Below are 23,915 nucleotides of genomic sequence, written 5' to 3'. Positions count from 1 at the left end.
GCCATGGTCACAGGGAGTGTCATGACGAAGCCCGAGAGTGGTACGAAGCTGGACAAGGCGCAGGCTCTCGCCCTGCTGGAGACCCTGTCCAGAGCGGGCTACCTCAGAGAGAGGGGGCACGGCGACCCCAGTCCTGACGCGATGGCGGAGGCCCTGGCCATGGAGACGGAGGACGTCGACGTGGAAGCCCTGATGGAGACGAGGGGACGGGCGCGCAAGGTCAGCGTCTCCATGCCGGAGGGGCTGACCGCGGCCGTCCAGCAGCGGGTCGGCAGGGGTGAGTTCAGCCGCTACGTCACCGAGGCGGTCGCCTACCGCTTCGAACAGGATCGTCTCGCGGAACTCAGTGACTATCTGGAAGAGCTGTACGGCCCAGTGCCTGACGAGCTCCTGGCTGAAGCGGAGGCGGAGTGGCCCGACGCAGGATGACCGTCCGCGGCACCCTGGTACTGGACAGCGAGGGATTGTCCCAGCTGGCTGGTGGTTCGCCCCGTGCCCTGGCCAGGTTGAAGGCCGCTCGTGCCCGAGGCGCGCACGTGGTCGTCAGCGCGATCACGCTGACCGAGGTCCTTCGTGGGAAGGCGACCGACGCGCACGTACATCGGGTCCTCTCCAGCGTGACCGTGCGCCCGGTGTCTCGGGACGTGGCGCGCGAAGCCGGTGAGCTCCTCGGGGAGACCGGGTTGTCGGGTCACTCGTGTGCGATCGACGCGGTGGTCGCGGCGACCGCGCTTCGGGAGGAACGGCCGGTGGTGGTCTTGACCAGTGACCCAGATGACCTCAAACAGCTGGTCGAAGAGCCAGCGCGGCCCAAGCAACAACGGGTCGTGGTGGTGACCTTGTGAGAACTCCTGGGGTGGGGGTGGTTCGATCATCCCCACCCCGTGCACGGAGAGCACGCGGATGGTCCAGACCTGTGGTTGGCTGCCCCGGGGAACGGGTAATCCTTCGGGACCGAGCGCCCTTCAGCGGAAGGTGGTCCCCATGCTGATCGCCGCGATCCTCCGGTCCAAGGGGCCGGAGGTGGTCAGGGTCGCCCCCGGCGCGACCATCGCGTTCCTCCTCACCGAACTCGCCCGCCACGACATCGGCGCCGTCGTCGTCGCCGAGGACGACCGCGTCGTCGGCATCGTCTCCGAGCGCGACGTCGTTCGCGCCCTCCAACGCAGCGGCCCCGAACTCCTCTCCGACCCCGTCTCGGCCATCATGACCAGGGACGTCTTCACCTGCACCACCGAGGACACCGTCGAGGACGTCAGCGAGGCGATGACGCTGCGGCGGTTCCGGCACGTCCCCGTCCTCTCCGGGGGCAGGCTCGCGGGCCTCGTCAGCATCGGCGACGTCGTCAAGAGCCGCCTGAGCGTGCTGGAGGACGATCGCGCCGCGCTGGAGGCCTACATCCAGGGGCGCCGCGCCTGACCAGGTGGGGAAGGGCGGTCGGGTGAGGGGTGGCCTACTCCCCGCACCGGTCCCCGACCGCGACGGCCACGGCCGCGGTCGCCGCGGTCACCCCCAGCACGGCGGGCCAGGAGCCGACCTTCCTGGCCAGCGGGTGCGCCAGACCGAACGCCCCCACGTACACCCCGGTCAGCGCGATCGCGGTGCCCAGTCCCGAACGCCGACGCCACGTCTCGAACGCCGCCGCGCCGAAGGCCGCCAGCACCACCCCGCCCAGCGGGCGGTTCCCGGTGGCGCGGGCGGTCGCGTAGCCGCCGATCAGCCCTGCGGTGGTCAGCGCGGCACTGGGAACTGCGGTCATCGGGGTCGCTCCTCCTCGTCGCGGCCGCTTTTCGGCCCGTCCTGCGCACGACGTTAGCCCCCGTCCCCAGGCCACCGCCAACCGGCACGCACACGGGGACACCGCGACGGGATCGGCGTCTGGCCCGTCCGCCGCGTCGCGGCGGGTCACGCTCAGGACACGACCGATGGGTTTCGGGTCGAAGCCGTGCCACAGTTGTCCCTGTCCTTTATCGCCGCTCCCGTCCTCACACCAGCTCCCACCTGGAACCGGCCGGGGGTACGCCGCGTCGAACCCGATAGTTCCCCGTCTCCGCAGCAAGGAGTCCACGCCCATGTCGTTCGCGCAGACCGTGCGCGGCGCCGCCGGCGCCATCGCCCAGGGAGGCGATCCGCGTCAGGCGATGGCCAGCGCCGTCCAACAGGTCTCGGACCAGGCCCAGTCCGACGGAGGGGGTGGCCTGGACCCCCGTGACTTCATCGCCGCCCGCGAGCAGGGCGAGTCCGTCGGCACCCGGATCGAGCAGAAGACCACCTCGCTCAACAACGCGGGGGAGGCGCTCAACCACAGCTACATCGAGCGCGACCGGGGCGGCGCCGTGCACGTCATCTGCCCCATGGTGATCCCGCGTGGCCGCACGTTCCTCACCATGCTTCCCGCGATCCTGCTCGTGGTCCTCGGCCTCCTCGGCGGCGTCGCCGTCCTCGTCCCGTGGTCGCTGGCCGGGGGCAACCCCCTGCTCAACCCCCTCTTCGGCATCCACTACTGGATCATCACCGCGGCCGTCACGGCCTTCATGTGGTGGCGCCAGGGCATGGTGATGGTCCCCGAGGGCTGCGAGGCGATCGTCACGCGCTTCGGCAAGCGCGAGGACAACTTCAAGCCCGGGCGCGTCACCCTGTTCAACCCCTGGAAGCGCGTCTCCTACATCGTCAACACCACGCGCGAGTACCCCTTCAACGCCCCCATCCGCTCGGCCCCCACCAAGAGCGGGGTCCAGGCCTCGGTGGACCTGTTCGTCCAGTTCCGCATCGAGGACGCGACCAGCTTCGTCTACACCCTGGGCGGCGTGCAGGGCTTCCAGGAGAAGCTCAACAACGCGATCAGCGAGACCACCCGCAGCCTCATCTACGAGCAGCAGGCCTCGGCGATCTACGACATGGTCGGTGAGAGCACGCACGCCCTGCTCGACCAGCTGAACAAGCAGTTCGGCGGGATCGTTGTCCTGACCAGCGCCAACATCACCCACGCCGAGCCCTCCAGCCAGGAGTACCGGATGGACCTGGCGGCGCCGGAGATGGTCCGCGTCGCCAAGGACGCCTACACCTTCGAGTACGAGCTCCAGCTGCGCAAGGAGCAGAACGAGGGCGACCTGAACAAGGAGCTGGCGACCCTCAACGAGACCCTCTCCGCGATCCAGGCGGACATCGCCCAGTACCAGGCGCAGATGGACACCGCGCTGGAGCGCGAGACCAACCGGGCGCGCGCCCTGGCCCGCCAGCGCTTCGTCGAGGCCGAGTCCGAGGCCAACGCCAACGCGGCCCTGCTCCAGGCCCAGGCCCTGGACATCCGCGCGGTCAGCGCCGCCGAGGCCCCCGAGATCCTCAACTACCGCTTCCGCGAGAACCTCCTGGACAAGCTGGAGGCGGTCGCCGACAGCCTGCCGCAGGTCCTGCGGATCGGTTCGGGCGACACCGCCTCCGTCGACTACCTGCGGATCGCCCAGGAGATCATCGGCCAGACCGACACCGCCCTGTTCTCCCAGGCGGACATGGAGGCCATCCGCGCCCGCCTGGGCGAGATCTCCGCCCGGATCGCCGAGCGCGAGCAGGAGATCAGCTCCCTCGTCGAGGACGCCGACGGGGCGCGCCGCCAGCCCGAGGGCGAGGACCCCGGCCAGGACCTGGTCGAGGAGATCCGCCAGTCGGTCTCGGAGGAGGCCATCGACGAGCGCCTCGCCGAGACCTCGCAGGAACCCGACGCGGCCGCCGGGCCCACCGCGGCCCCCGCCGCCCAGCCCGCTCCGGCTCCCACCGCGGACCCGCGGTACCAGCAGTACCAGCAGCCCCAGGCGCCGCCCCCGCCTCCGTGGTCGCAGCGCGGCCCCGAGGACCACGGCCCGAACCAGGGAGGTTTTTAGATGAGCCAGCCCGTGAACACCGGCGCCGGGTCCAGCATCAAGGAGTCGCTCGCCTCCTGGGGTGACCTGGCCGGTCTGCTGCGCGGCGGCGACCAGGGCGCCCTCGTCCCCGTCGTCATCCCCCGCGACACCCGGGGCCTGCGCTGGACCGTGCTGGTCTGGTTCGGCCTCTTCTCCCTGTGCTCGGCGCTGATGATGGCGATCAACGCCGTCCTCAGCGGCGGCCTGGTCGGCTACACCCTGCTGGCGGTCCCCACCATGCTGGTCGGCCTGCTCAGCATCGTGGGCGCGGGTCTGTGGTGGTGGCGCGGCTCGATCATCGAGATCGAGGAGGGCACCCACGGGATCCTCACGCGGTACGGCGCGATCGTCCGGGCGATCGGTCCGGGCCGCCACTACCTGTGGCACCCCTGGTCGCGGGTGGACTTCGTGGTGGACACCCGCACGGAGATCCCCTACACGGCGCCGGTCCTGGCCTGCCCGACCCGCGAGAACGTGCCGCTGAAGTCGATCGAGTTCTTCCTCAAGTTCCAGATCATCGACCCGATCCGGTTCGTGACGATCATCGGCGCCAGCAACTTCGACCTGGTGCTCTCCAGCGCGGTGCAGGACGCGATCCGCCAGCGCAGCCGCCTGGTCAACACCGAGTCCGCCTACGACCTGCGCGGCTCCAACGTCGAGGACATGCGCCGCCTGCTCAACTCCCAGCTGGAGAAGTACGGCGTGCGCATCACCGGCTGCAACATCCCCGACGTGCAGCTGCCCAACCAGTACCAGCAGCACCTGGCCACCCGGGAGCGGGTCGCCAAGGAGCTCGTCGCCTACGAGCAGGAGTGGGAGCTGACGCGCAAGCGCCGCATCGACACCCTGCTCATGGACATCGAGCGCTCCAAGAAGACGCGCGACGCCAAGATCGTCGAGGTCAACGCCGCACTGAACAAGGCGCGCAAGGACGTCGCGCAGATGCTGGAGGAACAGGAGACCGAGGCGCAGCGGGTGCGCTACGAGATCGAGACCCGCGGCCGCGCCGACCTGGTCGCCGCCGAGAACGAGGCCACGGCGCAGCGGCGTCTGGCCACCGCCTACCGGGACAACCGGGCGGTGCTGGAGTACGAGCTGGCGCGCCGCCGCCTGGACGTGGGCGCCGCGCTCGCCGAGCGGGCGCCGCGGCCGGTCGTGGTGCAGACCGAGGCGGGCTCGGGCGACTCCTCGGCGCTGTCCACGCTGCTCACCGCGCAGCTGCTGCCGCAGGTGCTCGACGGAGCGGCGTCGGCCCACCGTGGCGCCTCCGCCGCGGCGTCGGCGGGCGCCCAGGAGATGGTGGAGTCCGCCCAGGGCGCGATCGCGGCCGCCGCCGACCGTCAGCAGCGGATGGCGGACGATTACCAGCGCCAGCAGGACGTGGCGATGCGCCAGCAGTTCGAGCGCGGCGAGGGGTACGGCCGCCGCTGACCCTCGGCGCCGGAGCCGGCGGGGACCCGCGACCACGGTGGTCGCGGGTCCCCGTATGTGCGCACGTGTCTCCCCGTGGGACGCGGGGGTTCCGGCTCAACCCGTGACGGAGAGGGAGGCGTACGCCGTCCCGATGTCGATGCCGTTGCGGACGGCGATCTCGACGAGGTCCTCCACCTCGCCCGCCAGGGTGCTGGCGAGGTCGTCGTCACCGGTGGCGTGCGCCCGGCGCAGCGCGGTGATCGCGTCGTGGATCCGCAGGTGGAGGGTCAGGGCGAACTCGCGCATGGGGCGACTCCTCGGGGTCGGTGCTGCGGTGGGGAGAGGTCAGGGGACCCTTCCCAGGGGGCGACACCTGTCTACCGGCCGAAGGTGAGAGCCGGGTTGGAGCGCGCCAGCGGAGGGCAAAGCGGTCGGAAAGGCCGACGCCCGGCCGGCGATCCGGTCCGCGCGGTCAGTGGCTCACCCACGCGTACCAGTCGCCGGACACGTGCTCGTAGACGCGGGACCCCTGCCCGGGGACGAACACCCCCACGGGGATGTCCTCGGTGCTGTGCGCCAGCCCGGCGGAGGGGTCCAGGACACCGGCGCCCTGGACCGTGAAGTGCGTGATGTCCCCGGAGACCGAGACCTCGGTCAGCGGGTAGGCCCCGGTCCAGGAGCCGTCGCGGGCGACCCTCTCCCCGTCGTCGACCTCCTCGCCCAGCTCCAGCAACTGGTCGGTCGACGCGGCCATCCGCAGGTGGAGCGGGATGTCGGCGCCGGACACGCCCAGCGCCACGGCGGCGATCAGCGGCGCGGAGATCCACCGCAGCCAGTAGTAGCGGATCATCGGCCGGGCGACGGCGAGGGCGATGCCCAGCCGCAGCGCGCCCATCGCGGCCAGCAGCAGGCCGCAGACCAGTCCGATCGTGAAGGTGGGCAGGTGCCCGGCGGGCACGCTGTCCTCGAAGACCAGGACGAGCCCGACGACGCCGCAGGCGGGGATGTACAGCCGTCCGGGCGGGCGCGAGGCCCAGCTGATCAGCCGCTGGCCGAGCGTCGGCTGTTCGGCGATCTCGATCAGCTTGGCCACGGACCCGTGGGGGTCCGAACCGGTACCTGCGGCGGACATACGTTCCCCTCCGTGGAATCCGCGTGTGCGACGGACCGCCGGGCACGCCGAAAGGCCGTGTCGGCCGCGTCACAGTCGAGACGGCCGCCGAAACGCGGCCTCACCCACAGGATAGAGCAGTGGCGGAGCGTGTTCGGGGAGACGGCGAGAAAAGGCGGGCACCCGTGCGGTCGCTGGCTCGACCGCGCGCACCGTCCTCGGGCGGCGGCCGACGGTGCCCGGGGAGAGCACCAGATGGTCCCAGGACCACCGCCCGCCGCTCACGGCCATGAGCACGCACACCGCTGTGACCAGCACCGTCGTGGGCCAGGACCCGAACGGCGCCAGGTCCGCCGGTCCTCCGCCGTCGGCGGCGAGCGCGCCGAGGATCGCCGCCGCGGCGAGCAGGGGGCCGGTCAACCACGTGAGCAGGCCCACGGCGAACGCGACCGACAGCGCCACCAGCAGCACGGGCAGGGCGGGGGCCAGGACGCCCGCCACCGCGGCCCCCGGGTCGGGCAGCCGCGCGGACACCGCGTCGGTCCGCCCGCGCATGTCCAGGCCGTGTTCGACGAACATCCACCCGACGCCGACGCGGGTGAGGGCGGAGACGACGTCGTACAGCCGTCCCCGGGAGATCCTGGGTCGGCTCCTGGCGGCCCGCATGTGCACCCCTGTGGTCCGATCGTGGTGGTGCTGACAAGCGGAAACTACCGAAGGTAGCCGCGCCTGGCGTGTTGTCACGCACGGTGAGTCGCCACATGGCCCGTCCCCCGACCCCGGGCGGCGTCCACGGAACACGCCCTAAGGTGGGGGCGTGACCACGACATCCACGAGCGCCAGCCCGCCCGCCGCCCCCACGTTCGAGGTGGAGGACGAACTCCGCGCCCACGGCGCCCGCGTCGTGGCCGGGATGGACGAGGTCGGACGCGGCGCGTGGGCCGGTCCGCTCCTGGTGTGCGCCGCCGTGCCCGGCGAGGGCGCCCCGCCCGCCGGGCTCACCGACTCCAAACGCCTCACCCCCAAGCGCCGCCGGGAACTCGCCGCACAGCTGGAGCCCTGGGTCGCCGACCACGCCTTCGGCTGGTCCGAGCCCGCCGAGATCGACGAGGTGGGCATGACCGAGGCGCTGCACCGCGCCGCCCGACGCGCCCTCGACGGCCTGACGGCGCGCCCCGACGCGGTCATCCTCGACGGCCGACACGACTTCATCGGCCGCCCCTGGCGGGTGCGGACCCAGGTCAAGGGCGACCTGACCTGTGTGAGCGTGGCCGCCGCGGCGGTCCTGGCCAAGGTGCGCCGGGACGCGTTCATGGCCGCACTCGACGCCGACCACCCCGGCTACGGGTTCGACCGCGCAGCCGGGTACCCCTCACCCGCGCACCGCGCGACGCTCGCCGAGTCCGGACCCACCCCGCACCACCGGATGAGCTGGTCCTACCTCGACGCTCTGCCCCGCTGGAAGCACCTGCGCAGGCACCGGGCGGCACCCGTCACCACCGCTGCCGACGGCGGAACCGGTGACGAGGGCGAACAGCTGTCCCTGCTCTGACCGCCCGCGGCCCGTGGCCGCCCCGCGAGGGGGGAAACGGCGCCCCACGCGGTTCCGGGGTCCACGGGCCGCGACACGCCGCCCCGCACTGGACATCCACACCACTTCGGGCAAGGCTGGTTCCGTAGCCATGCCGCACACGTCGGTCCCCCCGACACCACCCGGCCCGGCCGTCACGGTCAGGAGAGCCGACCTCCCACGCACCCCCAGGCAGGAAGGGTATGGATGACGCGCGAGACGCACTCCACCGCCGCCGCGGAACCGGGACGCGCGTCCGGGATCACCCGTCTGCGGGCCCGGTACCACCGTGTCCCCCTCGCCAGACGGCTGGTGGCCGCGCTGGTCGTGGTCACGGTGGTCGCCGTCGTCGCCCTGGTGGCGAACCTCCCCGTCCTGGGCGCGCTCGCCGCCGCACTCGCCCTCCTCCTGCTCGTCGCCGCGTTCATGCGCTCGCTGGACGCGTTCGTCACGGTGATGGTGTGCGTCGTGTGGCTGACGGTCACCTTCCCGCTCTTCCAGATCCCGCTCGCCGGCGAGCCCGTCACCCTCCTGCTCGTGCCGGTTCCCCCGCTCGTCGTCCTCGCCGCGGGCCGGGTCCGCGAGTTCCCCGTGTGGCACACGTCCGCGCTGGCGCTGACCGCGGGCCTGGTCGCCGGGTACTCCCTCGCCCTGGTCGGGATGGTGGTTCCGGCCCTGTCCGCGGCGTGGGGCGTCGCGCTGCTCTACGCCGCCGCCGGGGCCTGCCTGGTGTGGCGGCTGACCGCCTCCCGCCAGATCATCAGGGAGAGCGACGACGCCCGCGCGACCTCGACCTCTGCCCCCCGCCCGCCCTCGGGCGCCGCCCGTACCACCCGGGTCCGGCCCGAGCCCGCGCGCGGTCGCGCCGACGACGCCCCGCGCCCGACGCGCGGCCGGAGCGCCACCGCCGACGACGCCGAGCCCGTCCCCGTCGACCAGGCCCTGGCCGAACTGGAGGCGATGATCGGCCTCGAACCGGTCAAGCAGCAGGTCCGGGGGCTGGCCGCCTCGATCGAGGCCGCCCGGCTGCGCGCCGACGCCGGGTTCCCGGTCGAGCGGCCCCTGCGGCATCTGGTCTTCTCCGGGCCGCCCGGCACCGGCAAGACCAGCGTCGCCCGCACCCTCGCCACGATCTTCCACTCCTTCGGCCTGCTGCCCACCGCCCGCGTCGTCGAGGCCCAGCGCGCCGACCTGGTGGGGGAGTACCTGGGCGCCACGGCGATCCGGACCAACGAGCTGATCGACCGCGCCCTGGGCGGGGTGCTCTTCATCGACGAGGCCTACTCCCTGGTCAACGAGGGCGACGGCCAGCCCGACCGGTTCGGCAACGAGGCCGTGCAGACCCTGCTCAAGCGCGCCGAGGACGACCGCGACCGGCTCGTGATCGTCCTGGCCGGGTACGAGCAGGAGATGGACGCCTTCCTGGCCTCCAACCCCGGCCTGGCCTCGCGCTTCGCCACCCGCATCACCTTCCCCAGCTACTCCGCCGACGAGCTCTTCCGCATCGCCGAGACCCTCGTGGCCCAGCGCGGCGACAGCCTCGACCCGGGCGCGGCCACGGCGCTGCGGCGCGGGTTCGACCAGGCGGTCCGGATCGAGGCGGTGGACGAACTCGGCAACGGCCGCTTCGCCCGCTCGGTCGTGGAGAAGGCCGCCCAGGCCCGCGACGTGCGCGTGGTGACCTCGGGCGTACGGGGCGAGGAACCGGCGCCGCGCCCCGAGGCCGCGGACCTCATCACGGTCCGCGCCGCCGACGTGGACACGGCCTACGCCGAGCTCACCTCCCACCTGCCGGGTTTCGGCGAGGCGCCCGGCATCGAGGAGGCGATGGCGGAACTGGACGCCATGATCGGCCTGGAACCGGTCAAGGAGCAGGTCCGATCGATCGTCGCCCAGCTGCGCGTCGCCAAGCTCCGCGAGGAACAGGGGCTGCTCAACCAGGCGCCGATGCGGCACTTCGTCTTCACCGGACCGCCCGGCACCGGCAAGACCACGGTCGCGCGCGTGCTCGGTCGGGTCTTCTCCGCGCTGGGGCTGCTCGGGCGGGCCGAGGTGGTCGAGGCCCAGCGCGCCGACCTGGTCGGCGAGCACCTGGGCGCCACCGCGATCCGGACCAACCGGCTGGTCGACCGCGCCCTGGGCGGGGTGCTGTTCGTCGACGAGGCCTACTCCCTGGTCAACCCCGGGTACAGCGGCGGCGACGCGTTCGGGACCGAGGCCGTGCAGACCCTGCTCAAGCGCGCCGAGGACGACCGCGACCGGCTCGTCGTCGTACTGGCCGGGTACCCCGACGAGATGGAGCGCTTCCTCGCCTCGAACTCCGGGCTCTCCTCCCGGTTCAACGTGCGCGTGCGCTTCCCCTCCTACACCGCCGACGAGCTGACCGCGATCGCCGAGGCCGTCGCGGCGCGCACCGGCGACGCCTTCGACGACACCGCGCGCGAGGATCTGCGCAGCATCTTCGCGCACGTGTGCGCGACGGGGTGGATCGACGAACTCGGCAACGGGCGCTTCGCCCGCTCGCTGTTCGAGAGGGCGTGCTCCCACCGCGACCTGCGGGTCTCCCAGGAGGTCGGCGAGGCCGCGACCGCGGCCCAGCTCACCGTGGTCACCAGCGCGGACGTCCGGCTGGCCTACGCGGACGCGACGCAGCAGGCCTGAGGGACGCGCACCCGGAGGTCGGGTCCGCGACTGCTAGGGTCCGACCCATGACCGCGACACCCTCACCTTCCGCGCCTCCCGTCACCCAGGCGCTCATCCTCGCCGGCGGCCAGGCCACGCGACTGCGGCCCTACACCGACACCCGCCCCAAGGCCATGGTCGAGGTGGCCGGACGGCCGATCATCGACTACCAGCTGGAGTGGCTCGCCTCGCACGGCGTCGAGCGGGTCGTCGTCTCCTGCGGCTACAAGGCCGAGGTCCTGCGCGACCACCTGGCGGCCCGCACCGGGGGCCCGGAGATCGCCCTCCTGGTGGAGGACGAACCGCTCGGCAGGGGCGGCGCCCTGCGCTACGCCGCCACCGGCCTGCGCGACCCGGAGGCGCCCTACTTCGCGCTCAACGGGGACGTGCTCACCTGGTTCCCGCTGGACGAGATGACCGCCCGCCACCGCGAGCGCGGCGGCCTGGCCACGTTGGCCCTCGCCCAGTTCCGCACCACGTGGGGCATCGTCGACGTCGACGACCAGGACCGGATCGAGGGCTTCACCCAGAGCCCGCTGCTGCCGGTGTGGATCAACGCGGGCGTGTACCTGTTCGAGCCCGGGATCACCCCCCTGCTGCCGACCAAGGGCGACCACGAGTCCTCCACCTTCCCCGACCTGGCCAAGGAGGGCCGTCTGACCGCCTACCGCATCGACGGGTTCTGGCGCGGGGTCGACACCGCCAAGGACGTCAAGGAGGCGGGCGAGGCGATCGCCGCCATGCGCGAGGCCGATCGGGAACGTTAGGTCGATCTTCTCCGGAACGTCGGGCGCCTGCTGATCCGGTGCTGGGGCGGATGGGTATCGTCACGAGCGTGACAAAAGACGGATTCCTCCTCCCCAGCGCCCCCAACTTCCGTGACCTCGGCGGACACCGCACCACCTCGGGACACACCGTCCGCACCGGGGTCCTCTTCCGTTCCGACGCCCTGCACTCGGTGGCCGACGAGGATCTGCCCGTCTACCACGGCCTGGGCATCCGCCAGCTGATCGACCTGCGCACGGCCCACGAGCGCGAGCGCCTGCCCGACGTCACCCCCGACGGGGCGGAGTACGCCGCTGTGGCCGTCCAGGACCCCGACGCGGCCGGGGCCAACTTCGCCGACGTGCTCGCCGACCCCGAGTCCGCCCGCGCCATGTTCGGGGACGGCGCGGCCGAGCGCTTCATGCACGCCGTCTACCGGGAGCTGGTCACCGACGCCACGGCCCTGGACGGCTACCGCGACCTGGTCGAACGCGCCGCCACCGGCCCCACGGCCCTGGTCTTCCACTGCAGCGCGGGCAAGGACCGCACGGGGTGGGGCGCGGCGCTGCTGCTGCGCCTGCTGGGGGTGGACCACGAGACGATCGTCGCCGACTACCTGGTGAGCAACGGGCGCCAGGAGAGCACCGACCGGTGGATGCGCCGCCTGTCGGCGAACAGCGGGCTCGACTGGGCGGACCTGGTGCCCATGACGCGCGTCCGCACGGAGTACCTGGACACCGCGCTGTCCCACATCGACGAGGTGTACGGGTCCTTCGACGACTACGTCGCCGAGGGGATCAAGGTGTCCGACGGCACGGTCGAGCGCCTGCGGGAGCGGATGCTGTACTGACGCGCTCGGTCGGGGCCGCCGCCGTTCAGAGCGCGTCGAGGCGGCGGCGCAGGTCCGTCTCGTCGGAGGCCGCCTCCAGCTGGGCGTTGAGCGCGGCCAGCACGGAGGTCCGGTCGACGCCCCGGTCCAACAGGCGTCTGGCGGCCCGCCACAGGTGGGCGGGCCGTCCGTGCCACAGCCTCTCGGCGAGCCGTTCGTGCCGGTCCAGCTCCCGCTCGCGTTCGGGATCCGTGCGCGTCACCGGTCGGTACCAGTGGTCCTGGCCGGTGGAGTGACGGCCGCTGTGCGGTGTGGCCGCCTCGTACTCGCCGTAGTGGTCGAGCCGCAGCAGCGCCCGCCGACCGCGCGGGGTGGCGGGGTCGAACTCGTCCGGCGCGCCCGTGACGATCTCGCTGGCCAGCAGCGGGAAGGCGAACATCCGCCGCGCGAGCGCGGCGAAGTCACCGTCCGGGAGCAGGCGGCGCACCGCCTCCTGGCGCAGGCCCAGCGGGCGCGCGGGGTCGCGGTAGGTGCGTACGAACGCGCTGGTGCACTCCCACACGGCGTCGAGGGTGGCGCCCACGGCCACCTCCGGCAGCCGTGGGACCGTTCCCGGTCCCTCGGGGGCCTCGACCGACGCCTCCGGCGCGACCCGCCCGGCCCAACGCACCCACGCCGCCAGGACGTGCGGCATCGCCTCCTGTTCCTCGGGCAGCAGCACGACGCGTCCGGGCAGCCACCGCAGCAGGAACGACTCCACCTTGCGGGGGCTGACGCGCAGCGGCCGACCGGCGTCCACGTCGCAGCCGTGCGCGATGATGTGGTCGACGCACCGGCTGGCGGCGTAGGAGTCCGAGAGCCCCGCCGCCTCGTCCGAGGCCAGGAAGCGGGCGGCGAGCACGGCGCGGTCGTCGCGCCGCCACACCGGGACCGGGGCGGCGTCCGCGCCCGTCGCGGGCAACGTCCGGATCCGGGCGCGGACCAGAGCGTAGTGGGCGGCCAGGGAACCGCCGGTGAGGTCGGCGGCGGTCAGTCCCACGGCCTGCACGGTGGGGCCCGCTCCGGGGTCGCTGGACGCGCCGCCCACGACCAGGTCGGTCCGCTCCAGGGCGCGGGTGATCAGGCCACGGGCGGTTCCGAGTCCGATCGGGGCGAACCGGGTGAAGTCATCCTTCTCCGCCCGCTCCCGGCACTGGTCGAGCAGCTGGTCGACCTTGGCGGTGACCCACACGTCGCGCAGCAGGCCCCCGCCGTTGTGGTCGACGACCAGGATCAGGGCGTGCTCGGGCGGTGGCGTACCGGTGCCGTCGGACCGGCCGAACACGCAGACGATGTCGTCGGTGTCCCCGAAGCGGTCACCGTGGACGTGGGCGGACAGCGGGGTGACCGCGCCGAGTTTGGAGGCCCATTCGGGCACCTGGAGGCCGCGCTCCCGGAGCGCGATCACTCCCTGTTCGGCCAAGTGCCGCTGCGGGTGCGAGGTGCCCAGAGCGGCGACCGCCGCCAGCACGCCCAGCCCGGCCGGGGTGCCGGAGGCGGTGGCGTGCGCGACCAGGCCCTCGCCGAGCAGCCGTTCGACGTCCACGCCCGGGACGCGCTCACCCCACCACGTCCCGAGCAGTTCGCTGAAGGCCAGTTCGGCGTCCAGGGGCTCGCGCATGGCGAGCAGAGCTCGGGCCGCGCGCAGCATCTCGTCGAAGACGGCGCCGGGCACGGGCTCGGGTCCGGGGGGAGGCGTGGGGTTGGACACCACCTGAGGGTATGCCAGCGCCGCCTGGGCGCGGTCCCGCCCGTGGGCGACGGCCCGTGGGCCCGGCGGCGGACCGCGGGTGCGGTCAGCGCGGCCGGGGGACGACCCCGTGCCCGGGGCCGTGGTGACCGCGCACCGCGCTGAGCTGGGACGGCGGCACGGAGTTGACCATGGCCTCCAGGTGCTCCCGGGCGACCCTCTCGACCAGGTGCGGGGTGACCGCGATCCCCAGGTGCTCGACGCAGTTCCACGTGTCGCTGACACAGCGCTCGACACAACGATGGGACAGCCCGCTGAACTCGTCGTGGAGCCTCGCCGAGATCCGCCTGAGATCCTGGACCGGGAAGGTCTGGAGCATTCTCGCTCACACCCCTTGCTGGAAGATGGCCTGGACGGTGACCTCCACCCATTCCACTTGTTCTGGACGGACTGTCAACCCCCGTTCCGGTGCGCTGTTGTCAAAACCTCGAGGAGACGGCGTTTACTCTGGTCTCGTCATCAACGCAGGTCAACGGTACAAAATGGACTTTTCCTCCATATAACAGTCTGGTTTCGGAATGTGAGGTGGAAACCGGTCACGTGTGTCGGGCATCGGTAATGGTGGCAAAACACGGTCGGAAAACCGCCGGTTGACCGTCCGGCGGCCGACGGGTGGCCCGTTGATGACCTTCCGTCCCCGTGGTACTCAGTCCACAGGGCCCGTTGCGTGAGGACGGGTGTGTCTTATGCTTGGGCGGTGACAGCGGCCGAGAGGAGTCCTGGAGTGTGACTCCCGGGGGCCGCGAGCCCCCGTACGTCATTCGCGACTGGCCCCGGACACGCGCCGTGGCCGGTTCACGTGCTTCACGGGAGTCATGCGGTCCAGGCAGCGTCCCCAGCGAAACACGGGTGGGGAGTCCGACGGTTCCGGAGGTGTCGAGCAGGTGAGCGCCGAGACGTCCATTCCGCCACCCCGTATCGAGGGGGCGGAACTGCCAGACGCGGTCAAATCGCTCCTCACCGACGCCCCCGTCGGATTCGCCCTGGTCGACTCCGACGAGCGTCTGACCACCGTCAACCAGCGCCTCGCCGCGCTGTTCGGCGCCGCCCCGGCCCAGTGCCTCGGCCGGACCCCCGCCGAGCTGCTGGAGGAGGCCGGCGACCCGGCCGGAGCCGCCGCGCAGCGGGCGGCGCTGCGCGCCGTCCGGGCCGGGGGCGACACCGTCCGGGAACGGTTCCGCGCGCCCAGGGGGCAGGTCTGGGACCTCACCTGGTTCCCGGTGACCGATCCCGACACCGACGAGGAGCGGGTCGGTCTCATCGCGGCGCCCGAGCACGAGGCCGCCGTCGCCCGGCGGGACGAGCGGCGGCTGCGCGCCCTGCTCCAGGTGGGCCAGCAGATCGTCTGGGCGGCCGGGCCCGGCGGTGAGATGCACGAGGACTGCCCCCAGTGGCGGTCGCTCACCGGACAGGAACCCGAGGCCTACCTGGGACGGGGGTGGCTCGGCGCGGTCCATCCCGACGACCGCACCCGGGTCGAGCGCGCCTGGGACGACGCCGTGCTCGACGTGACCCCCTTCGACGCCATGTTCCGCGTGCGCACCCGCTCGGGCGGTTACGACCATTACCGGGCGCGCGCCAACCCCATCAAGGACGGGACCGAAACCGTCGAGTGGATCGGCACGTTCGTCGACGTCACCACCGAACGCGAGGCCGACGAACTTCGCCAGCGGCTCAACCAGCAGCTGAGCGAGGCGGCCATGCGCACCGCCCGGCTCCAGAAGGCCACCTCCGACCTCGCCGAGGCGCTCACCGTCGACGACGTCGTCAACGCCATGACCGAGATCGGACGCTCCGGGGTGGGCGCCGACCGCGCCCACGTGGTCCTGTTCGACCGCGACCGCCTCCGCCTGCGGACCATGGCCGTCGAGCACACCCACCCGCTGCCCAGGGCCTCCTTCTCGCTCGAACACCCCGACCCCGCCGCCCGCGCCGTGGCCGACCAGGCCCCGTGCCTGGCCGCCAACCCGGCCGAGCTGCGCGCCCTGTTCGAGGACGCGCCCGAAGCCGACGAGCTGGTCGGGACCACGCCGGAACGCTCCTGGGTCGCCCTGCCGATGAGCATCGCGGGCCGCACCATCGGCGCCCTGCGCCTGGCCTTCACCGCGCCCCGCGAGGTCACCGACGAGGAACGCGTGTTCCTGGAGGCCCTCGCCGGGCAGTGCGCCCTGGCCGTCGGCCGCGCCCAGCTCTACGAGCGCGAGCACGACACCGCCCAGGCCCTCCAGCACAGCCTCCTGCCCGAGGAGCTGCCGGAGGTGCGGGGCGTGCGGCTGGCCGCCTACTACCGCTCGGGCTCCCAGCACGTGCAGGTCGGCGGCGACTGGTACGACGCCTTCCCGCTGCCGGACGGCCGCGTCGCCGGGGTGCTCGGCGACGTCATGGGCAAGGGGATTCCGGCCGCCGCCGGGATGAGCCGGATCCGCAACGCGCTGCGCGCCCTGGCCTTCAACATGCCCGAACCCGCCGACGTCCTCACCGGGCTCGACCGGATGTTCGCCGCCACCGAGGGGATGGACCAGGTGACCACCCTGGTCTACTTCGTGTTGGACCCGGTCACCGGGCAGCTCGACCTCAGCAACGCGGGGCACCTGCCACCGCTCGTGGTCGCGGGAAGCGCCGGCCCCTCCCTGCTCGAGGGCGAGCCCGACACGCCGCTGGGCGTCACCGCTCCCAGGGGTCACCACAAATTCTTCGTGCAACCCGGTAACACCGTGGCCCTCTACTCCGATGGTCTGGTTGAGAACCGCAAACGGTCCGTCGCCTCCGGACTCGACGAGTTGGTCCGCGTGGCCGCCTCGGCGCCACCCGAGGCGGTGGGCGACCCACAGCAGATGCTGGAGTACCTTGTTGAGAGCATGCTCGAAGGGTACGAGCAGGACGACGACGTCACACTGCTCGCCGTTCAGCTTCCGGTGATCGACTCCGCGTCGGAGCGGTAGACCGTACGAACAAGTCCATTGCCTTGCCTACAGTGAAGAAGCCGTTCCGCCCCGCGACGCGGGGGTGATCCTCCAGGGGGATGACCTCCAGGAGCGCATACGCTTGATAGACAAACGGCTTCCCCGCCCCAGTGGGGACGATCCCAGGCCGCAGGTGGGAGAGGGCGCGCGCCCGGTCCCGGCCAGGCGGACCACCGGGTCCGACAATCTCGCCACACGTCCGTTCGAGAGGTGTTTGTGTCATCTGCCAGTTCGACTCGCTCGAAGCAGTCCGAGTCACTGCAAGAGCCCGTCATTCAGCAGCTGATCGAGCGTGGGCGGTCCCAGGGCTTTCTTGAGCCCGAGGACGTGCGCCGTGCCTTCGAAGAGGCCGAAATCCCGATGTCGCAGGCGCAGTCCGTGCTCCGCAGCCTCGCCAAGGAGGGCGTGACCGTGCTCGTACCCGAGTCGGCCTCCTCGCGGCGCAAGGCGCCCCGGCGCAAGACGGCGACCACGCGGTCCACCTCGACCAGGTCCACCAAGTCCACCGCCGCGTCCACGGCCACGCGGTCGGCCAAGCCCGCGCGCGCCGCGGCCGCCCAGGAGCAGCCGGAGACGGTCACCGCGGTCGTCGACTCGGGCGACCCCGACGACTCCTCCACCGGGAGCGGCGCCGCCAGGAAGCCCGCGGCCAAGAAGCCGACCGCCGCCAAGAAGGCGGCGCCGAAGAAGGCCGCGCCGAAGAAGGCGACGACCACCAAGAAGGCCGCCGCCAAGAAGACGGCCAAGAAGGACCTGGAGCTCGCGCCCGCCGCCGAGTTCGAGGAAGAGGAGGGTCTGGACGACCTCGAGCACACCGGCGCCGAGCTGGAGCTGGTCGAGGACACGCCGGACAAGGACGTCAAGCCCGTCAAGCCCGAGGCGGTCGGCGCGCCCACCGCTCCCAAGTCCGAGGACGAGTCCTTCGTCCTGTACGACGATGACGACGACGCGCCCGCCGCCCAGGTGGTCGCGGCCGGTGCCACCGCGGACCCGGTCAAGGACTACCTGAAGCAGATCGGCAAGGTGCCGCTGCTCAACGCCGAGCAGGAGGTCGAGCTCGCCAAGCGCATCGAGGCCGGCCTGTTCGCCGAGGAGAAGCTCGCCGAGGAGGGCGACGTCCTCACCTTCGAGCTGCGCGACGAGCTGGAGTGGATCGCCGAGGACGGCGGCCGCGCCAAGAAGCACCTGCTCGAGGCGAACCTGCGGCTCGTGGTGTCGCTGGCCAAGCGCTACACCGGGCGCGGGATGCTGTTCCTGGACCTGATCCAGGAGGGCAACCTCGGTCTGATCCGCGCGGTGGAGAAGTTCGACTACACCAAGGGCTTCAAGTTCTCGACCTACGCCACCTGGTGGATCCGTCAGGCGATCACCCGCGCGATGGCCGACCAGGCGCGCACCATCCGCATCCCGGTGCACATGGTCGAGGTCATCAACAAGCTGGCCCGCGTGCAGCGCCAGATGCTCCAGGACCTGGGCCGCGAGCCCACCCCGGAGGAGCTGGCCAAGGAGCTGGACATGACCCCCGAGAAGGTGGTCGAGGTCCAGAAGTACGGCCGCGAGCCGATCTCCCTGCACACCCCGCTGGGCGAGGACGGCGACAGCGAGTTCGGTGACCTCATCGAGGACTCCGAGGCGATCCAGCCGGGCGAGGCGGTCAGCTTCACGCTCCTCCAGGAGCAGCTGCACTCGGTGCTCGACACCCTGTCCGAGCGCGAGGCCGGCGTGGTCTCGATGCGCTTCGGTCTCACCGACGGCCAGCCGAAGACTTTAGACGAGATCGGCAAGGTCTACGGGGTCACCCGCGAGCGTATCCGGCAGATCGAGAGCAAGACGATGTCGAAGCTCCGTCACCCGTCGCGTTCGCAGGTGCTCCGTGACTACCTGGATTAGGGCGTGTCCGCGGCACACGCCCTAGGTCGGTCCGGGCAGTGACGATCTGAGAGGCCGCTCCCGGTGCGCCGCCCCGATCCCTCGGGACGGCGCACCGGCTCGCTGACGCCCCGCCGCCCGCGGGTGTGGCGACCCCCGCGTGTCCTCGGGCGCGTGGGGCGAGTTCCCCCATGTGTTCCAGGGTGTGTCGACGTCCATCCGACGGCAGCCATGCTGTCACCCGGGGTGTAGGTGCGGGATAAAGCTGCGGGATACGGCCTTGTGCACGGGGGAGGGGACCGACCGTCGCGGTCGGTCCCCTCCCCCGTTCTCGCCGGGCGGCCCCGGTCAGTCCCGGATGACGACGTCCATGGTGCGGGCGGTCCCCGGCTTGGCCGCTGGCTGGAGCTCCACCGTGTGCCCGAGGTCGCGCAGGGCGCTCACCAGCGCGTCCGGGGTGGCGGCGTCCACCCCCTCGGTCAGCAGCACGCGTGCGATGTCGCCGCGCGCGGCCTTGGCCATGTGGCTGACCACGGAGCGGCGAGTCTGGCCGTCCACCACCCGTTCGCGCAGGACCCGGACCGCGACCGTGCGCTCGGCGGCCGCGCCCTTCGGCCTGAACGCGGCGGCGTAGGCGGCCGAACGGCAGTCGACGATCAGCCGCTCCTCGGCCAGCTCGCCCAGCGGGCCGTTCACGGCGCGCCGCCAGTACGCGCCCAACCCGCCCAGCGGGGGCAGCTTGACCCCCATCGACAGGCGGTAGGGCGGCAGCCGGTCCTCGGGGCCGACCACGCCCCACAGGCCCGAGAAGACCAGGACCCGCTCTCGCACGCGCCCGGCCGCGGGGGAGTCGAGCAGTGAGGGCAGCCCCAACCGGTCGTAGAGCACGCCCGTGTACAGGTCGGCGGCGCGCAGCGTGGGGGCGGTGGCCAGGTCCAGGTTGCGCTTGAGGGCGTCCGCCTGACCGGCGGACAGCCCCAGCACCTCCAGGGCCGTGTCCTCGGGGCCCGAGCACACCTCGGCCAGCGCCGCCGCGACCTCCTCACGGGCCCCGGTCAGCTCGGGGAGGGTCAGCGAGGACGGGTCCAGTCGCGGCCCCTCCCCGGAGGTGGCCTTGCCCTCGGAGGGCGGCAGCATGATGAGCATGGTGGACTTTCCTGGTACTGCGGGTGGAGAGCCGGGTGCGGCCCTGCCATGGTACGGGGTGGCGGCTGGTGTCGTCGGACCATCGGAACCGTCGAGGGGGTCGTGGAGGGGCGGCACCGGATCATGGACCGCGTCCCCGAGATGGCGTACGCGGTGGAGACCGGCGGCACGGCCCGGGGCTGCGCGTCCCTCGCGGACGGCTGGGTGGGGCGCTACGCCATGCTCACCGCGCCGGAGGCGTCGGTCGGGGGCCTCCACCCCGCCGCGCGGCGGCTCCCGGGCGGTGTCGGGCACGCGACGAAGGGCGGCGGCCCCTTCCGGGTCCGCCGCCGTACGCCTGGATTCCGTGTGAAGTTGTCGTCCCGTGGCTAACGCTCGTCGGCGGTGGCCTTGCTCGCGGTCAGCTTGTCCGTCTCGTCGTGGATGTCCGAGGCGATCTTGCGGAGGGACTCGTCGTGCTTACGCATGTGGTGCGCGCAGAAGAGAAGCTCGCCGCCGGAGTTCAGGAGCACCCGGACGTACGCCTGTGCACCACAACGGTCGCAACGGTCGGCAGCCGTCAGCTGCTGGGTGGGGGCAAGGGTTCCAGTCACTTCGCCATCCTCAATACTCGGCGTTAGTCACCTCTGACAACATCTAACCGGCCATGGACGTTCCCAACCGGCTCGGGTGTACGCCGACAGCGGAATCCGCCCGGTTGGTTCCTTGGGGGACCGATGTGGGGGTTTTGTGGTCCGCTGTCGCTTCCCTGCCTTCCTGATACCCCCTGTGGGGCTCCGGCATCCCCAGAAAGCGGGAGTATCCAGGTCGCATCCACAGGAGGTGGTAGTCTCGCGCGGGGCAGCACCCGTCGCCGCGTTCCTGCGGCCCCGCACGGGCGGCCCCCGGCGACGACGCCGGCCGCCGCTCGGGCGGCCCACGACCCCGCCACCCCACGACGTGGAATCCGGCCGGCACGCCGTGGCCTGCCCCCTATCGTCGGTGCGGCGCGGTACAAAGGGCACGCACCGCATCAGAGCTCCGATGGCCCTCAAGACGCAGGAGATGTCCGAGTGACCGCCTTGACCGCAGCCGTCCACGACCCCGAGGATTACTCCGCTCGGCACCTGTCGGTCCTGGAGGGCCTGGAGGCGGTACGCAAACGGCCGGGCATGTACATCGGATCCACCGACAGCCGCGGCCTCACCCACTGCATGTGGGAGATCATCGACAACTCCGTCGACGAGGCGCTGGGCGGCTTCTGCACCCGGATCGACGTCACGCTCCACACCGACGGATCGGTCTCGGTCAGCGACGACGGCCGCGGCATCCCCGTCGACGCCGAGCCCAAGTCCGGCCTGTCCGGCGTCGAGCTGGTCATGACCAAGCTGCACGCGGGCGGCAAGTTCGGCTCGGGCTCCTACACCGCCTCGGGCGGCCTGCACGGCGTCGGCGCCTCCGTCGTCAACGCCCTGTCCTCCCGGGTGGACGTCGAGGTCGACCGCCAGGGCCGCACCCACGCGATCAGCTTCCGCCGGGGCATCGCGGGCCGCTTCGCCGGGGCCGGACCGGACGCCGAGTTCACCCCGGTCTCCGGCCTGGAGCAGGTCCGCAAGGTCGCCGCCAAGATCACCGGGACCCGGATCCGGTTCTGGCCGGACATGCAGATCTTCCTCAAGGACGCGGAGATCGCCCGTGAGTCCCTCCTCGACCGCGCCCGCCAGACCGCCTTCCTCGTCCCCGGACTGACCATCGCCGTGCGCGACGAGCGCGCCGACGGCGAGCCCGCCTACACCGAGGAGTTCCGCTTCGACGGCGGGATCGGCGAGTTCTGCACCTTCCTCGCCCCCGACGAGCCGGTCAGCGACGTCCTGCGGATCCAGGGCACGGGCACCTTCACCGAGACCGTTCCCGTCCTGGACGACGCCGGGCACATGGTCCCCGCCGACGTCGAGCGCCGCCTGGACGTGGACGTCGCCCTGCGCTGGGGCACCGGCTACGACACCACCGTGCGATCGTTCGTCAACGTCATCGCCACGCCCAAGGGCGGCACGCACATCACCGGCTTCGAACGCGCCCTGGTCCGGGTGATCAACGACCAGCTGCGCGCGACCAAGCTGCTCAAGAACAGCGACGACCCCGTCACCAAGGACGACACGCAGGAGGGCCTGACCGCGGTCGTCACCGTCCGCCTGCCCGAGCCGCAGTTCGAGGGGCAGACGAAGGAGATCCTCGGCACCTCGGCCGCCTCCCGGATCGTCTCCCAGGTGGTCGGAAAGGAGCTGCGGGCCTTCCTCACCTCCACGAAGAAGACGGAGAAAGCCAGGGCGCGCACGGTCCTGGAGAAGGTGGTCGGGGCGGCCAAGGCCCGGCTCGCGGCCCGTCAGCAGCGTGAGACGCAGCGCCGCAAGAACGCGCTGGAGAACTCCGCGCTGCCCGCCAAGCTCGTGGACTGCCGCAGCGAGGGCCTGGACCGCAGCGAACTGTTCATCGTCGAGGGCGACTCCGCGCTGGGCACCGCCAAGCTGGCCCGCGACTCGGAGTTCCAGGCGCTGCTGCCGATTCGGGGCAAGATCCTCAACGTGCAGAAGTCGTCGGTCTCCGACATGCTCAAGAACGCGGAGTGCGCCGCGATCCTCCAGGTGGTCGGCGCCGGGTCGGGCCGGACGTTCGACATCGACGCCGCGCGGTACGGCCGGATCATCCTCATGGCCGACGCCGACGTGGACGGCGCGCACATCCGCTGTCTGCTGCTCACGCTCATCTACCGGTACATGCGGCCGATGCTGGAGGCGGGCCGGGTCTTCGCCGCCGTGCCGCCGCTGCACCGCATCGAGCTGACCAACACCAGGCGCAAGCGCGGCGCGCGTCCCGAGGACCGCTACATCTACACCTACTCCGACGCCGAACTGGCGCGCACCCTGCTCGACCTGGAGAAGCGGAAGATCTCCTGGAAGGAGCCGGTCCAGCGGTACAAGGGCCTGGGCGAGATGGACGCCGACCAGCTGGCCGAGACCACCATGGACCCGCGTCGGCGGACCCTGCGCCGGATCCGGGTGGAGCAGGCCGAGGAGGCCGCCGCCGTGTTCAACCTGCTCATGGGCAACGAGGTGGCGCCGCGCCGGAAGTTCATCCAGGAGGGCGCCCAGGAGCTGGACGTCGCCCGCATCGACGCCTGACGCCCGCGGGGCGTCCCCGGCGGCCCGGCCAGCACATCCGGATGCCGGTTGTTCGCGTTGGGCCACCGCGGATACGCGTGCGACTTCTGCCCTCGCCCTTCCTGCCGACCGAGCTATGATTCTGCTTCGGGCCTCCAAAATCCTTGGAGAAGACGCATGAGTGATGTGGGCACCGGCACCGGCAAAGTGGTCGTGAACAGGGCGATGTCACTGGACGGCTTCATCGCCGGTCCTGGCCACGCGATGGACTGGATCTCCGAGTACCTGACTGCGGACGCGGTCCCGGAGGTCATGGCGGCCACGGGCGCCATGCTCATCGGCCGGGGCACCTACGAGGTCGCCAAACGTATGGCCGACCAGGACACCACCTACGACGGGGGAGCACAGTTCGTCCTCACCCACGAGCCTCCCGACGAGCCGGACCCTACCGTCACATTCCTCACCTGTGGACTTGAGGAAGCCGTTGCCACGGCACGCAGCGCCGCGGGCGGTAAGAACCTGGAGATCCTCGGTGCCGACCTGGCCGCCCAGTGCCTGCGGCGCGGACTCGTCGACGAGATCCTGGTGTACGTCCTACCGGTGCTGCTCGGCGACGGCGTCCGCTTCTCGCCCCCGAGCCTCGGCAGGATCGACCTGGAGCCTTTCAGCAACACCCAGTCGGGCGCCGTCACGACGCTCCGCTTCCGCGTGCGAAAGTAGGCGCGGCCCCCGCGAACCCTCA

The 23,915-nt window shown here is 71.9% G+C and carries 22 protein-coding genes; 14 read left to right on the top strand and 8 right to left on the bottom strand.

Features of this window, described 5'->3' with window-relative positions:
- The first annotated feature begins 3 nt into the window (after positions 1-3).
- The 3 genes from AB0I72_RS13825 (at position 4) to AB0I72_RS13815 (ending at position 1,419) form a co-directional block, all read left to right on the top strand.
- Positions 4-429 carry a hypothetical protein gene (locus tag AB0I72_RS13825; RefSeq protein WP_358567183.1) on the top strand — a complete coding sequence of 142 codons (426 nt, stop codon included), beginning with the start codon at positions 4-6 and terminating at the stop codon, positions 427-429.
- Positions 426-845, top strand: coding sequence for a PIN domain-containing protein (locus AB0I72_RS13820; protein WP_358567180.1), 420 nt, complete (start codon positions 426-428; stop codon positions 843-845). Before AB0I72_RS13825 ends, AB0I72_RS13820 begins: the two co-directional genes overlap by 4 nt.
- A 139-nt stretch (positions 846-984) precedes the next feature.
- Positions 985-1,419: a CBS domain-containing protein gene (locus AB0I72_RS13815; protein WP_358567177.1), complete on the top strand. Its 435-nt coding sequence runs from the start codon at positions 985-987 to the stop codon at positions 1,417-1,419.
- Positions 1,420-1,453: 34 nt separating this feature from the next.
- Here AB0I72_RS13815 and AB0I72_RS13810 read toward each other — a convergent pair whose 3' ends face one another.
- Complete coding sequence (locus tag AB0I72_RS13810) at positions 1,454-1,759, bottom strand: hypothetical protein (protein ID WP_358567174.1); 306 nt, start codon at positions 1,757-1,759, stop codon at positions 1,454-1,456.
- 313 nt (positions 1,760-2,072) lie between these two features.
- On the opposite strand from AB0I72_RS13810, the gene AB0I72_RS13805 reads away from it, so the two are divergent.
- Complete coding sequence (locus tag AB0I72_RS13805) at positions 2,073-3,878, top strand: SPFH domain-containing protein (RefSeq protein ID WP_358567171.1); 1,806 nt, start codon at positions 2,073-2,075, stop codon at positions 3,876-3,878.
- Positions 3,879-5,330 carry an SPFH domain-containing protein gene (locus tag AB0I72_RS13800; RefSeq protein WP_358567168.1) on the top strand — a complete coding sequence of 484 codons (1,452 nt, stop codon included), beginning with the start codon at positions 3,879-3,881 and terminating at the stop codon, positions 5,328-5,330.
- 96 nt (positions 5,331-5,426) lie between these two features.
- Here the strand turns inward: AB0I72_RS13800 and AB0I72_RS13795 are convergent, their stop codons facing one another.
- The 3 genes from AB0I72_RS13795 to AB0I72_RS13785 all read right to left on the bottom strand — a co-directional run bounded on the left by AB0I72_RS13795 (position 5,427) and on the right by AB0I72_RS13785 (position 7,089).
- On the bottom strand, positions 5,427-5,618 hold the full coding sequence (locus AB0I72_RS13795; protein ID WP_358567165.1) for a hypothetical protein: 192 nt from the start codon (positions 5,616-5,618) through the stop codon (positions 5,427-5,429).
- A 166-nt stretch (positions 5,619-5,784) separates the two neighbouring features.
- Positions 5,785-6,444, bottom strand: a complete 660-nt coding sequence (locus AB0I72_RS13790) for a hypothetical protein (RefSeq protein WP_358567162.1) — start codon at positions 6,442-6,444, stop codon at positions 5,785-5,787.
- Between the two features lie 69 nt (positions 6,445-6,513).
- Positions 6,514-7,089 (bottom strand): DoxX family protein, encoded by a 576-nt coding sequence (locus AB0I72_RS13785; protein WP_358567159.1) that lies wholly within the window; start codon positions 7,087-7,089, stop codon positions 6,514-6,516.
- Between the two features lie 151 nt (positions 7,090-7,240).
- On the opposite strand from AB0I72_RS13785, the gene AB0I72_RS13780 reads away from it, so the two are divergent.
- The 4 genes from AB0I72_RS13780 (at position 7,241) to AB0I72_RS13765 (ending at position 12,290) form a co-directional block, all read left to right on the top strand.
- Complete coding sequence (locus AB0I72_RS13780) at positions 7,241-7,975, top strand: ribonuclease HII (RefSeq protein WP_358567156.1); 735 nt, start codon at positions 7,241-7,243, stop codon at positions 7,973-7,975.
- A 225-nt stretch (positions 7,976-8,200) separates the two neighbouring features.
- On the top strand, positions 8,201-10,654 hold the full coding sequence (locus AB0I72_RS13775; protein WP_358567153.1) for an AAA family ATPase: 2,454 nt from the start codon (positions 8,201-8,203) through the stop codon (positions 10,652-10,654).
- Between the two features lie 47 nt (positions 10,655-10,701).
- Positions 10,702-11,442: a nucleotidyltransferase family protein gene (locus tag AB0I72_RS13770; protein ID WP_358567150.1), complete on the top strand. Its 741-nt coding sequence runs from the start codon at positions 10,702-10,704 to the stop codon at positions 11,440-11,442.
- A gap of 50 nt (positions 11,443-11,492) precedes the next feature.
- On the top strand, positions 11,493-12,290 hold the full coding sequence (locus AB0I72_RS13765; RefSeq protein ID WP_358567147.1) for a tyrosine-protein phosphatase: 798 nt from the start codon (positions 11,493-11,495) through the stop codon (positions 12,288-12,290).
- Positions 12,291-12,315: 25 nt separating this feature from the next.
- Here AB0I72_RS13765 and AB0I72_RS13760 read toward each other — a convergent pair whose 3' ends face one another.
- Together AB0I72_RS13760 and AB0I72_RS13755 are read right to left on the bottom strand one after the other, a co-directional pair.
- Complete coding sequence (locus AB0I72_RS13760; protein WP_358567604.1) at positions 12,316-13,959, bottom strand: hypothetical protein; 1,644 nt, start codon at positions 13,957-13,959, stop codon at positions 12,316-12,318.
- A gap of 145 nt (positions 13,960-14,104) precedes the next feature.
- Complete coding sequence (locus tag AB0I72_RS13755; RefSeq protein ID WP_358567144.1) at positions 14,105-14,377, bottom strand: hypothetical protein; 273 nt, start codon at positions 14,375-14,377, stop codon at positions 14,105-14,107.
- A 565-nt stretch (positions 14,378-14,942) separates the two neighbouring features.
- Here AB0I72_RS13755 and AB0I72_RS13750 point away from each other — a divergent pair.
- Both AB0I72_RS13750 and AB0I72_RS13745 read left to right on the top strand, forming a co-directional pair.
- Positions 14,943-17,000, top strand: a complete 2,058-nt coding sequence (locus tag AB0I72_RS13750; protein ID WP_358567142.1) for a SpoIIE family protein phosphatase — start codon at positions 14,943-14,945, stop codon at positions 16,998-17,000.
- Between the two features lie 237 nt (positions 17,001-17,237).
- Positions 17,238-18,911, top strand: coding sequence for an RNA polymerase sigma factor (locus AB0I72_RS13745; RefSeq protein WP_358567139.1), 1,674 nt, complete (start codon positions 17,238-17,240; stop codon positions 18,909-18,911).
- Positions 18,912-19,238: 327 nt separating this feature from the next.
- On the opposite strand, the gene yaaA is transcribed toward AB0I72_RS13745, so the two are convergent.
- The gene (gene yaaA / locus AB0I72_RS13740; RefSeq protein WP_358567136.1) at positions 19,239-20,036 is read right to left on the bottom strand and encodes a peroxide stress protein YaaA; all 798 of its coding nucleotides are present in this window, start codon (positions 20,034-20,036) and stop codon (positions 19,239-19,241) included.
- A gap of 48 nt (positions 20,037-20,084) precedes the next feature.
- On the opposite strand from yaaA, the gene AB0I72_RS13735 reads away from it, so the two are divergent.
- A complete protein-coding gene (locus AB0I72_RS13735; RefSeq protein WP_358567133.1) occupies positions 20,085-20,408 on the top strand; it encodes a hypothetical protein in 324 nt (107 codons plus the stop codon).
- Here AB0I72_RS13735 and AB0I72_RS13730 read toward each other — a convergent pair.
- Entirely contained in the window at positions 20,405-20,629 is a 225-nt protein-coding gene (locus AB0I72_RS13730; RefSeq protein ID WP_358567130.1) for a hypothetical protein, read from the bottom strand. The genes AB0I72_RS13735 and AB0I72_RS13730 overlap by 4 nt on opposite strands.
- 459 nt (positions 20,630-21,088) lie before the next feature.
- Here AB0I72_RS13730 and AB0I72_RS13725 point away from each other — a divergent pair, with 459 nt between their 5' ends.
- Complete coding sequence (locus AB0I72_RS13725) at positions 21,089-23,194, top strand: DNA topoisomerase IV subunit B (RefSeq protein ID WP_358567127.1); 2,106 nt, start codon at positions 21,089-21,091, stop codon at positions 23,192-23,194.
- Positions 23,195-23,350: 156 nt separating this feature from the next.
- A complete protein-coding gene (locus tag AB0I72_RS13720; RefSeq protein ID WP_358567124.1) occupies positions 23,351-23,893 on the top strand; it encodes a dihydrofolate reductase family protein in 543 nt (180 codons plus the stop codon).
- The last annotated feature ends 22 nt before the right edge of the window (positions 23,894-23,915 follow it).

This window comes from Nocardiopsis sp. NPDC049922, from assembly GCF_040660275.1.
Taxonomy (GTDB): domain Bacteria; phylum Actinomycetota; class Actinomycetes; order Streptosporangiales; family Streptosporangiaceae; genus Nocardiopsis.
This window is presented reverse-complemented; position numbering and strand designations above follow the sequence as displayed.